The 12,159-nt window shown below is 65.9% G+C and carries 8 protein-coding genes; 4 read left to right on the plus strand and 4 right to left on the minus strand.

Annotated elements, in window-relative coordinates; genetic code table 11:
- Positions 1 to 247 precede the first annotated feature (247 nt).
- From ACWEN6_RS35510 to ACWEN6_RS35520, 3 genes are all read left to right on the plus strand, one after another.
- Complete coding sequence (locus ACWEN6_RS35510; protein ID WP_452576401.1) at positions 248 to 988, plus strand: SSI family serine proteinase inhibitor; 741 nt, start codon at positions 248 to 250, stop codon at positions 986 to 988.
- 407 nt (positions 989 to 1,395) lie between these two features.
- Positions 1,396 to 6,087 carry a LamG-like jellyroll fold domain-containing protein gene (locus tag ACWEN6_RS35515; protein WP_452576402.1) on the plus strand — a complete coding sequence of 1,564 codons (4,692 nt, stop codon included), beginning with the start codon at positions 1,396 to 1,398 and terminating at the stop codon, positions 6,085 to 6,087.
- 125 nt (positions 6,088 to 6,212) lie between these two features.
- The gene (locus tag ACWEN6_RS35520) at positions 6,213 to 7,073 is read left to right on the plus strand and encodes a hypothetical protein (protein ID WP_452576403.1); all 861 of its coding nucleotides are present in this window, start codon (positions 6,213 to 6,215) and stop codon (positions 7,071 to 7,073) included.
- A gap of 100 nt (positions 7,074 to 7,173) precedes the next feature.
- Here the strand turns inward: ACWEN6_RS35520 and nfi are convergent, their stop codons facing one another.
- Together nfi and ACWEN6_RS35530 are read right to left on the minus strand one after the other, a co-directional pair.
- Positions 7,174 to 7,863, minus strand: coding sequence for a deoxyribonuclease V (nfi, locus tag ACWEN6_RS35525; protein WP_452576404.1), 690 nt, complete (start codon positions 7,861 to 7,863; stop codon positions 7,174 to 7,176).
- 146 nt (positions 7,864 to 8,009) lie between these two features.
- Complete coding sequence (locus ACWEN6_RS35530; protein ID WP_452576405.1) at positions 8,010 to 8,420, minus strand: DUF2000 family protein; 411 nt, start codon at positions 8,418 to 8,420, stop codon at positions 8,010 to 8,012.
- 308 nt (positions 8,421 to 8,728) lie between these two features.
- On the opposite strand from ACWEN6_RS35530, the gene ACWEN6_RS35535 reads away from it, so the two are divergent.
- On the plus strand, positions 8,729 to 9,655 hold the full coding sequence (locus ACWEN6_RS35535) for an AraC family transcriptional regulator (protein WP_452576406.1): 927 nt from the start codon (positions 8,729 to 8,731) through the stop codon (positions 9,653 to 9,655).
- Positions 9,656 to 9,851: 196 nt separating this feature from the next.
- Here the strand turns inward: ACWEN6_RS35535 and ACWEN6_RS35540 are convergent, their stop codons facing one another.
- The gene (locus ACWEN6_RS35540; RefSeq protein ID WP_452576407.1) at positions 9,852 to 10,697 is read right to left on the minus strand and encodes a L,D-transpeptidase; all 846 of its coding nucleotides are present in this window, start codon (positions 10,695 to 10,697) and stop codon (positions 9,852 to 9,854) included.
- 319 nt (positions 10,698 to 11,016) lie between these two features.
- Positions 11,017 to 11,883, minus strand: coding sequence for an Ig-like domain-containing protein (locus ACWEN6_RS35545; protein WP_452576408.1), 867 nt, complete (start codon positions 11,881 to 11,883; stop codon positions 11,017 to 11,019).
- Between the last annotated feature and the right edge of the window lie 276 nt (positions 11,884 to 12,159).

Below are 12,159 nucleotides of genomic sequence, written 5' to 3' on the forward strand. Positions count from 1 at the left end.
GATCTTGGCCACCGACCCCAAAACCGGACAAAAGTATGCGTGTGTTACCTGGTTGTTATGAAACCGGTGGAACCGGAGAGATACCTGATACGTCGAAGTTCGCTCGTTGATCGAGAGCTCAGGATCGACCTGAGGCCTGATCGCCGACCCCCGGACGAGCGGGTGACGCCGCGAAGAGAGCAACGCCGACCACAAGGCGGGAGGTAGCCGACCGCCCAACGTCACACGAGAGATCGGGGGATCTGCCATGCGACGCCTTGCACTGGGTCTGACCTGCGCCGTCCTGCTGCTGAGCACGGCCGCTGCCCTGTCGCCGACGCCCATGAGCGAGCGCGACCTCGTCGTCATCCCCCGCCCGATCTCCGGCACGATCCTGGGGCTGCTGCCCGGTGGCGAGCACAACGACCTCCTCGGCCCCGTCCCCGGCGCCGGGCCGGTCGCCACCGGTGCCGTTCCCCATCCCCTCCCCGGCGGCCCGGCCGCCCACCTTCTGTCCTGGATGGCCCTGGAGGAGACGACCCTGGGCCCCCATGCGCCGGCGCCTCCGGGCTCCTCTTCCGCTTCACGGAACGCGTCCGGGCCTGGAGCCGCCGCCAACGCCGCTCCGCCCGACGCGGCTGCGTCCAACGCGGACCTCGGCAACGCGGCTTCCTTTAACTCGGCCCCGGCCAAGGGGGTCAGCCGCGTCCTACTCCTCACGGTCGCGCGCGGCGAGTCGCCGACGCCCGCGGACAAGGCGGTCCTGCTCCTGTGCGGCCCGACCGCCGGCTCCCATCCCAAGGCCGCCGACGCCTGCAAGCAACTGGAGCACGTCGGGGCGAACCTCAACGACCTGAACGTCTCGCCGGGCGCCAAGTGCGGCAAGGAGTACGACCCGGTCACCGTCTACGGAGCCGGCCTCTGGGACAGCGGCCGCCTGTCCTACGAGCGCACCTTCCCCAACCGCTGCGAACTCAAAGCCACCACCGGCCCCGTCTTCGACTTCTGATTCAGGCGTCCGTTGACGACAGAGCACGGCGAACGCCCGCGGTGGCGTCGCGTCAGTCCGGCGGCTGTTGCGGCCATCCCGTAACGGGTGGCCTTATTCTCAGATTCCAACACGCCGTAAGGCTCACCGAGCGCGACTCTTCGTGTGCCATTATCGGCTGACCTGCACGTTCATCGATGATGCCCCGTGAACTCGAGGTCGCCGATCGTTTTCGGACATTGGGCTGTTACGGACACTGTCGGCGTGTTCCGCGTGCTCTTTGTCACATTGTCGGAAGATCGGGAAGAACGTTAAAAGAGACCTGACCTGTTTACTTACACCCATTGAGGTGGTTTGTGAAACACTCAGGGTTCTTCCCGTTACGCTGCGCACGAGCAGATGGGCTGCGTCGACGCCTCGCAGTGATCATGGTGTCCACCCTCGCGGCGTCTCTGCTCGCCGCCGGCGGGATGCCGTCGGCCTCGGCGGGCACCAAGCCGCCCACCAGTCCTGCGCAGTCCGATCCGATCGCCAAAGCGACTCCGTTCCCGCGTCCCGCGGACCCCGATGCGGATCTGCGCGCGGGAATCGCCGAGGCGAAAAAACAGAAGAAGCCCGTGGAGGTGACCGCGGCGGCGTCCGAGACCTCGCGGACCTGGGCCTACCCGGACGGACATCTGACGACCGAGTCCTATTCCAGCCCCGCCCAGGTGAAGCGGCCTGACGGCACCTGGGCTTGGATGGACACCTCTCTCACCGAACAAGACGGGATGCTCAAGCCGAAGGTCGCCAAGGCGCACGTCGAGTTCTCGCTCGGTGGGGACGGCCCGTTCGCCACGATGGAGCGTGACAAGGGACAGAAGTTCAGCCTTTCCTGGGGAAAAACCCTGTCGAGGCCGGTGGTCAAGGGCAACGTCGCTACCTACGTCAACGCGGCGGGGCCGTCCGCCGACCTGGTCGTCACCGCATTGAGCACCGGTTTCTCCCACGATGTGGTGCTACGGGAGCGCCCCACAGGTCCGGTGGAGTTCCGCATCCCGGTCCAGACGGCGGGTATGGCGTTCGGCAAGAGCGCGAACGGTGGCCTGCAGCTCACGGACGCCAAGGACAAGATCGTCGCACAGGCGCCGCGGCCGGTGATGTGGGATGCCGCGGGCGAGAAGCAACAGGCTGGCCCAACGGCACGACGGGTGGGTGCGATCACCACGTCTGTGGCGCGGGAGCACGGCCGGAAAATACTGGTTCTGAAGCCGGACGCAGCCTGGCTGGCCGATCCCACGACCCGGTACCCGGTCACCGTGGATCCCACCACCACGCTGAGCGTCATCAGTGACACGACGATCGGCTCGCGATCCGAGTGCGGCATCTTCGATCAGCCCAGCGCCACGCTGCTCAAAGTCGGGGGCAATATCTACACCTGCTCCGGCAAAGATGGATTCCAGTACTTCCGTTCCTACCTCGACTTCGATACCAGTGCCTTGGCGCGAAAGGCCATCTACAGCGCCGCTCTCCAGCTCTGGCGCACAGACGCCTTCCGCTGCGCGAGTACGGGGGATGGGAAGGTCCGAGCCGCTCGTACCACGTCCGGTTGGACGCCTGGTCATATGACATGGTCGAACAAGCCTGGAACGGAAAGTGACTCTGTCTCGACGATATGCCCGACCACAGGAGTGAGCACTCCTGGCGCGATGTCATGGCCGGTCACGGACTGGGTGAAGAAGTGGGCCTCGGGCACACCCAACTACGGCATCGAGTTGCAGGGGCCGTCGGAAAGCTTGACCAGCGGCGTTGAAAGCTACATGGTCACCTACCACTCGGCGGAGATGACGGGCGCTGGAGCGACACCACCCAAACTGATCGTGCAGTACTTCCTGCCTCCGGAGATTCCCACCGTGACCGCGGAGTCGGTCGATTCCATGGACGGCGACCACGCGATCGTGCGCACCAGCTCCGTCAAAGTGGGATACCGCAGCACCTCAGTCGACGGCCGCAACCTCGACTACTACCTGTCCGTCCTCGACTCCACCGCGCCGCTTCCGGCCTGGACGACCGGAGGAGGGGCCGCCGCCCAATGGAGCTTCACCGAGGGCGCGGATCAGGCGGACTCCACCGGCAACGGGCATTCTCTGAGCTTCGTCTCGGGGCGCTACACCAACATCACCGGTAAGGACGGGAAGGGCATCCAGTTCAACGGTGCTCCGACCGTTCCTTCGGACGGCAGCACCGGCGCGGTTCTCCACACCGACAAGAGCTTCTCCGTGAGCGGCTGGGTTCGTGCGGACACCACGGCCGGCGGTGGACTGTTCAGTCAGCGCACCTCGGCCGGGGACGGCTTCCTGGTCACTTACAACGGCAGCGCCCGCAACTTCAGCATGACCATGTACGACACCGCCACGGCCACCAGTGGGACGACGATCACCTCGTCCGCCACCGTGTCGAGCGGTACGTGGGCTCATCTAGCGGCGGTGTACGACGCGACCGCACACGAGATGCGCCTGTACGTCAACGGCGTCCAGTCCGCCAAGAAGACCTTCACTTCGGCCTGGGACTCCTATGCCGGTGGCACGTTCTTCATCAACCCCAGCGGAGGCGTCCTGACGGCCGCCAAGGTCTCCTATGACGAGGTCCGCGCCTACCAGCGCGCCCTCAGCGAGACCGAGATCCGATGGATGCTCAACCTCACCCCACCCACCACCGCCAACCTCCCCTCCGGCCAGACGGCCACCCAAACCTACGACGTCAGCAACGTCGACACCTTCAAAATCTCCGTAAGAGCCTGCCTCAACGGCATAACCCCCACCACCTGCAGCGAATCTCCCTACTACAGAATCACGACGGACGCGGCGTACGTGCCTGCGAACTTAGACACCGGTCTATCCGATCCCGCCAACCCCATTCTGACCGGAATCGTGGGCAGGCCCTCGGGGGGCGAGGTGACGGCAAGGTTCTACCTCTATGACAGTAATGGGAATGCTGTCGGGGCCAGCCCTCTGGGAGAGGTTGTGGCTCTCGGCGGCCATCGGGCCGCGCTTCGAGTACCAGACGACGTCGTGCAGGCCGGACACACGTACAGCTGGCGCATGCAGGCGTGTGTCGATTCCATCTGTTCCGAGAAGACGTCGCCCGTAACCTTCCTGGCTCCGGGTGACCCCTCACCTGAGGAATATCATCCAACCGAGCTGACTCTCGGCCCGTCGAATTTCGTCATAAAGGCGGCCGCATCGGCGCCCGGCGCCTGTGACGGATCTGCCTGTCCGTTGCTGGACCGTCCCGCGATCGAAGTCGGCGGCATGAATGATGACAGGCATGTCAGCGTGGTCAAGATAAGGCTCGACAGTCTTCCAGACGGGGCTATTCCGCTAAGGTCGGTCCTCAACCTTGGTGCGCCGACCTGTCCACGCGAAAGTTGTCCGGTGAATGCAAGGATAAAAATATCCCGGCTCAACGGCCAGGTCACCGGTGAGACGACCGTCGACGAACTCGGAGCAATGACCGATGACAAGTCGGTGTACGACCTAAGTGGGGCCCAAGCGGTCACCGATATCGTCGGCGACGAGATCGCATGGCTTCTCATCGAGTCGGATAGCACCACACCGGTGACATATGGTGGCGGCACGGCCGGCTCCGCGCCCACGCTTTCCCTGTCGTATCTGCCGCCCGGACCGCCGAGTCAAGTAGAAGAACTGGACGTGCGCTCTGGTGACCGAGGTGCCATAGTGAGCTGGGCTCTGCCCAAGGACATGGGCTCACTGTCAGTCCTGGCCGGTTATGAAGTCGAGGCGCTTTCCGGTGGAACGGTCGTCAAGTCGCTGGAGACCGAAGAGCCATCGACAACGTTGTCCGGTCTGGACAATGGCGCTACCTACACGGTGCGGGTTCGAGCAAAATCGCGCTTCGGTACGGGAGAGTGGCGATCGGCATCGGTGACGCCGCAGCCGGTTCAGATAGTGCCGCCCGCCGGTTCTTTGTGTCCGGGAATCACCAGAGATGCCTTCACCCAACGGTCCAAGGATTACTTCCAGCTCCAGGACAAGGTCCTGGAAGGACAGGCGAGCGATGTATGGGCGGCAGGAGCGACTGCGGATGATCCTCTGACACCCAAGTGGGCGCTGACGAATTCCGCGCTCGGCGCGCAGAGGGCCGCGATGGACGCTGGTGGTGTCCAACGCGTGGACTCGACCGTATCGATGCATGACACGGTGCTGTACAACTCCCCTAATGGCGATGTACTCGTCCGGACCACTGTAGAACGCAGTTGGGTCGAGGTCGCCACCGATTCCGCTGGTACGACATACCGTACTCCCGAGGAGTTGCGACGCTACCTGGACCTTTCATACACTCCCTGTGGAAAACTTCAGATAATCATCCTGGCTCCGGAGGTGGACGACGACGCCACCGACATGATCCTTGAGGGGCCATGTAACGAGAGTCCCGATGATTGTCCTGAAGACGGTGGTGGCGGTGGCGGAGGATGCGCGGCTGCGATGAGCATCACCGTCACCACCGCTTGCTCGTCGCAGGGGCCGCCAGATGGGCCGGTGGACTATCTGTTCTCCTGCCACTACAGGGGCAATCTTGACGGGTGTTCCATGACCGGTGATCGGCAAAAGAGGCTGCAGTCAGGTCTTACCCTGCAAGCGGGTGGAGACTTGGCGTGGGTGGCCAGCATGAACTACCTCGTCGGTGGCCCTGATCTCATCGCAGTGAAGAGTTTCGGAGCCTTCGCCCAAGTCGTCGCGACTAATAAGTTTCTCAAGGACCCGAAGAACAAGTATCTGCTGAAGAACCTCAATGTCCGGATGACGGCCAGCGTCGGAGTCCGCATCAAGGGGATAGACCCGAGCCTCTCTGTTCCTCCAGGAGGGGGTATAACTCCCACTCTATCTCGTGACAAGGTCTCCTTCGATATGCAGGGCAGGGACGGGAAGCGCTCCATATCGATGCCGGCGACCCGGCCGTTCGGCTTCGAGATCACCTGCGAGGGTTTCATGTGCTGGTTCTCCGATATCCGGCACGAGATGTATGCCGCGGTAACCATACCCAGGCCAGGGCAAGCGCCTGACGCGCTGGATCCGCTCATGTTCGCGTCCGACTACCATAGAGCCCTCACTGTATACTAGGGACTGATCATGTCTGGCGGAGTGAACGTCGACGTTCACTCCGCCAGACATGATCCGGTGAGCTTCATGCTCAAACCCACTTTCAAGATTCCTGAGCGATGAGGACGCCTGTGGAGGATTCTCCTGTGGGTTTCAGAGGAGTCAAGCGATCGACGGTCATATACCTGTCCCTGGGGTTGCTTTTGGTGTGGGGCATCGCCGATGTCTGGCTGACGCAATTATCCGATGGTGCGGCCCGGCATGTGCGGCTCGTGATGGGGAACGCCTATCAGGTCGCTTATCCTGAGTATCGCATCTTGCTCTGGGGGTCGGATGCATATCAGCGCACGCCGACGTCGGTGTCTCTCGAAGTGGAAGTTCAGCAGCACGCCCTCGACAACCTCCGGTCATATGTGACTCTTTCACAAAATATTCTCGGCAGGGTGACCGCATCCCCGGAATTCCCGCCATCCCGTATGCATCCTTTGCTGGCGGGATTTCGTGGGGGGCAGGGGCAGGACCTTGGTGTGAAGAAGGCCGCAAGAGCCTTGGTCGAGAGCCTTGGATCCGGGGTGACGGCCACGGTGATCGTCGAGTTCGCCCGCCCGCTCAGTGAGAACGGAGTGGTCCGGCTGGTGCCCCTGCGATCCGCTGACCTCAGATCCTTCTTTCTGTCGCCGATCCAGAAGTCCAACCGCAAGCCTGTTTTCTGGCGGTCCGGCTGGGACCGCTGTCATGACCGCGGGCTGGACGGGTGTGATGAGTCTTCGGCCATCGCGCAGTTCCGTCAGTGGTGCTCGATGCTGGAAGAAGGAGACCGTGACGATCTGGGCAAGATAGGGCTCGACCTCGATGTCCTGCGGCGTACGGCTGAGGAAGGCAAGGTGTACGGGCTTGTCCTACCTGGGGCGGGGAGGGAGAGCGCGCTCCAGCTTCTGTCGTCCCCACTGGTACGGACCGTCGACATCGTAGACCTCGCGCCCAGGTCGAACGCCAGGGTTTCCTAGCCTCCGCCGACGTGCGATGAGCTACCGAACAAGACTGTCGGTGTTCGTACGTCCCAGAGGGACCGATCGGCCGTGGAAGAGGTTCGGAGGAGGCCGGCGGTCACGCGGTGGAGTGGTCTTGCCGGGACTTCAGGGTGCGTCTTGAGGCTTGGTCGGCCAGGCGTATCGGTTCGGGGATGCGGTAGCGGGGCGTGCTGTTCAAGGTCACGTCGCACGCGGTTTCCAGGGTTGTCAGGTGGCCGATGGACACGAACACCGGTTTGACATGGTCGGCGGTCCTGAGGACGGTTCCGATCACTTCGCCCTCGTCGGTCAGCGGTGACTGGTCTCCTCTCGACGGTCCTGGTTCGTCGTAGTGGCCGACGAGCGCCTGCTTGGCGACGCCGATCGTCGGTAGCCCCGTCACCACGCCGAGATGGCAGGCGAGACCGAATCTGCGTGGGTGCGCCATGCCGTGGCCGTCGCACATCAGCAGGTCGGGCGAAGGGTCGACCTTCTCCAGAGCGACGAGGAGCGGGGGGAGTTCCCGGAAGGAGAACAGGCCGGGGAGGTAGGAGAACCTCGGCCTGTCCTCGTGCACGACGACGTCCTGCACCTCCAGCGTGGTCGCGTCGAGCACGACGACGGCGGCGACGAGCTGGTCGTCGTCCTTGTTGTAGGTGACGTCCAGGCCGGCCAGGCGCCTGATCTGGTGGAGGCCGGGACTGGTGTCGGTGACGCGATGCCGGAGTCTCGACTGGACGGCGGTGGCCTCTGCCGCGCTGGTGGGCCATGGTTCCCGAGGGTTCACGTCACGTCAGAGTGCCAGATTGAGGCGGTCGAAGGCGAGCGGCGGCGCGGCGTCCACGACGTCGACGCCTCGACGCCGGTCCGTTCGATGCTACCGGCGGACGTAACCGGTCTCGCGGCTCGCGCGGGGATCGGAGACCACGCGGGTCACGGGTGGAGGGACAGGCCCTTGAGGGTCTTGTCGAGGAGGTTCTTGGGGGCGTGCAGGGCGAGGCCTACCAGGGGGAGGGTTTCGGCGGAGTGGGCCTGGACGGTGGCGCGGTTGGCTTCGTCGTGGCCGGTCTTGAACATGTCCTCGATGTAGACCGCTGTGGGGATCGCCCGGGCCAGGGCTCTGGTGTGGGTGCGGGTGAGGCCCTCGGCGTCGGCGGCGTAGACGAGGACCGGCTGGCGGAACATGGCGAGGTAGGCGTTGCCGGAGGCGTCCGCGTAGGGTTCGCCGATGGTCTCCTCGGAGGCCGCGGCGATGGCGCTCGCCAGGAACGCGGTCACGTTGAGCTTCTGCCAGACGGCCAGGTCCTCTCGGACGACGATGGCGATCTTCGTGTCGAAACGCATGGTGAGCAGCTTGGCGACGGTCGAGGCTCGCGTCTTGTACGCCGGTGCGGCGGGGGTTGTCGGCTCGGTGCCGTTCGGCAGTGCGGAGTCGGGACCCGGTGCCGATCAGTGATGCGGGCGTCGGCACGGACAGTTCTTCGCGCGGGCGTCGGCGCGGATGGTTGTCATGCGGGGGCGGCGCCGACGGTGGTCATGCGGGGCAGCGCGGCCGGTGGTCATGCGCGCGTCGGTACGGAGGTCGTCATGCGGGTGTCGGTGGGCGTCGCGGTGGGATGCGGGTGGTCAGGGGTGTGGTCAGAATGGAGGGCATGGGAGGGGACTGGTCGCGGTACTGGCGGGCGGCCGATCGGCCGTTGGAGGCGATGCACGCGCACTTCGAGCGGCACGTCTACCATCGGCACAGCCACGAGACCTACTCCTTCGGGATGACCGAGGAGGGGGCCCAGCACTTCACCTGCCGGGGCGAGGCCCGGACTAGTGCGGCCGGGATGGTCATGGTGTTCAATCCCGACGACCCGCACGATGGGCACGCGGCCGACGAGGTGGGCTTCACTTACCGGATGGTGCACATCGGGCCCGACCTGGTCGCCGAGGTACTGGGGGAGGCGGCCGGGCGGAGGGCGGGGCTGCCGCTGTTCACCGAGCCGGTCGTGGACGATCCCGTGCTGGCCGGACGGCTGCGCCGGCTCCACGGGGCGCTGGTGGGCGACGCGGACGCGACGGCGCTGCGCCGCGACGAGTTGCTCGACTCCGTGGTGATGGCCGTGGTGCGGCAGGCTGGGCGCAGGCACGTTCCGGTGTACGACGGTGGAGGGGGCCGCGATCTTCCCGGCCGTGGGACGCCACGGCCGAGTGCCGGAGACATCGCCGGACCGGGCGAGCGGGAGATGGCCCGGATGGCCGGGGGAGTCGGCCGGAAGACGGCGCGGGTTGTGCGGGAGTTGTTGCACGACCTGGAGGGTGACGCGGTGTCGGCGAGTGACCTGGCCGTCGCCGCCGGTCGAAGCCGGTTCGCCGTGTACCGGTCGTTCCGGGAGGCGTACGGCATGGCGCCCAGCGACTACCAGCGCCAGCTCCGGCTGCGCGGGGCACGCAGGCTCCTCGCCCAGGGCTGCTCCGTGGCGGACGTCGCGGCGACGACCGGTTTCACCGACCAGAGCCACCTCACCCGCTGGTTCACCCGCTGCTACGGAGTGACCCCCGGCGCCTATCGCGAAGCGGGGCCGCTCCAATGACCGGGGACCCGGTTTCTTGACGGAGTCCCGGCGCTGCACCGCGAACGGCGCCGGCTTCACCGCACCGCGTCTCGCTGTCGCGGCGCCGGAGTGAGCATGTCCTGGGTGGGTGTGGTGTCGGGTTCGCCGGGTCGCGTTCCGTTGTCGGACCGCTGGGGCGGGGACGGACGGCGCTAGGTTCGACGCGTTGTCCGGGTCAGTCGTTGATGATGATCATGGTGCCTAGGGGGAGGTGGGTCACGGCGTCGAGGGCGGGTTTAGGGAGGCGGACGCAGCCGTGGGAGACGGCTTGGCCGAAGACGCTCTTGTCGGGCCAGCCGTGCAGGCCGACGGTGCCGGGGCCGCCGTCGTAGGTCTTCAGTTTCTCCGAGTGCGAGCCGAGCGGCAGGATCACCGGGCTGTAGGACACGCCGGAAGGGGAGAGGGCGGCGAGCAGGAAGGTGCGGCCGACGGGGGTGGGGGTCTTGTCCGTGCCGATGCCCACCTGCCACGATCCGGTCTCCTGGCCGTCCTTGAACACGGCGAGCCTGCGGTCGGACAGGTCGATGCGCACCTGGTAGGGGCTGTGGGACTCCTTGGTCTTGCCGTCGCCGGTGTGGATCCAGCCGGTGGATCCGTTGGGCCTGCTGGGGAGCAGGACGCGCATCCAGCCGGGGCGCGTCTCGACCACCGGGAGCCAGGTCGGGTTGTCGAGCTGGGTGGTGGGGAGGACGGCGATCGCCGGGCCGCCGGGTTCGGCGTAGACCACCTTCGGGGCGCGCGGGTGGACGACCAGGCCGTCGTTGGCCGCGAAGGGCTGCGAGTCGGGTTCGGCCTCGCTGACCGTCGTCCACGTCGTCGACCTGGGCAGAGCGGCGAGCTGGGCCGTGGTCACCTTCGCCGGCGGGATGGGCTTGGCCGGCGTGGGTGCGGGCGGGGCGGCGAGCTCGCGGTCGAACTTCCAGTTGGTGACGATCACCAGCATCGCCAGGCTCAGCAGGACCGTGGTGACCACCGCGGCGATGAGGACGACGGTGCGGGTGGATCGGCGGCGGATGTACATGGGGACCCCCGTGAAGTACTGGCTGCTGCTCTTCGCGGTTCGGCGGACCGGTGGGCGCTGGTGAATCGGTAACGGTGAGCGGTAACGGTGAGTGGTAACCGTGGTGGTCGTGGCGGTGCGCGGTGGCGGTGGTGACGGTGCGCGGTCACGGTGATGGTCGTCGTGGCGCCGCGCAGTGGTGGTCGTGACGTCGCGCGGTGGCGCTGCGCGGGGGAGTGGGGTGGTGGTGATGCCGCGCGGTGAGGGGGTGACGGTGGGGGGCGAGCCGGAGGGCCCGTCCGGGATTGCGGACGGGCCCTCGTGGCCCCGGGACGGTGGATCAACCCGTCACGGCGAAATGCTGGACCGGCCGCGGCCGCTCCTTCTTGTAGTGCTTGTGGTGGTAGCGCTTCTCGTGGTGCTCGTGGTGCTCGGGCACCCACTTGTGACGGTGGTTGTCCCAGTACTCGCGGTGACCGCCGCCGTGGTCGAACCAGCCCTCGATGTGCCGGCGGATGCCCCTGTCGACCAGCACGGTGTGGTCGTTGCGGTCGTGCCACCACCTGTCGCAGCGGCGGCGCAGGTTCTCCCACTCCTCCTTGGTGTGGTGCGCCGAGATGCCGTGGCGCTCCTCGGCGTTCCGCAGACGGCGGCACTGGTGCTCGTCGTCGTCATCGTTGTGCCGGATGGTGCTCGGCTCGTCCTCGTCCTCCCAGTCGTCGTCGTGGTCGGACTTCTGAGCTTCCTTCTTGCCGTCGTCCTTCTTGCCGTCGTCTTTCCGGTCGGCCTCGACCCGCTGGACGAGCGTCGCGATGGGGCTGGGGTCGAAGGAGGTGTTGCCCAGGTACTGGGCGGAGATGGTGTGGGTTCCCTCGGCCAGGGTGGTGGTCGTCAGCGTCGCGCGGCCCCCGGCGAGCAGGTCGGCGGTGCCGAGCTCCACGGTGCCGTTCTTGAAGACGACCTTGCCGGTCGGGAGGATGGCGGTGCCGGTCGCCGTCACCGTGGCGGTGAAGGTGACCGACGCGCCCCGCCGGGACGGGTTGTGCGACGAGGTCAGTGTCGTGGTCGTCGCGGTGGCCCGCCGTACGGTGACGGAGAACCCGGGCTTCACGGGCCCGGCGGGAAGCAGGGATGCCGCCTGCGTGCCGAGGGCCTGCGGGGCGGTGCTCGCGCTCGCACTGCTGGGTGCCGCGGCGAGCGCGCCCATCGCGAGAGCGCCCGTGAGAGCTGCCGTCAGCCATGAACGACCGACATTACGTTGGAGAGACCGTGGGTGACCGACGTCTATCATAAAGCGGTCCTTTTCTTTTTGCAGTTCAAAGTAAAGGAGCACCTCGATGCTGGCGCGCCTGCATGTCCGACCCTACTCATGGTCGACCTCGATACCGTTGTCCGACATGCGGGAGATTCGCGCAAGCGGCGGAGTAACTGTAAAAAATAGTGGCCCGCTACTCACTCTTTTTTCGTGATAAGTCGGACAGCC

The sequence above is a fragment of the Sphaerisporangium sp. NPDC004334 genome, from assembly GCF_053602655.1.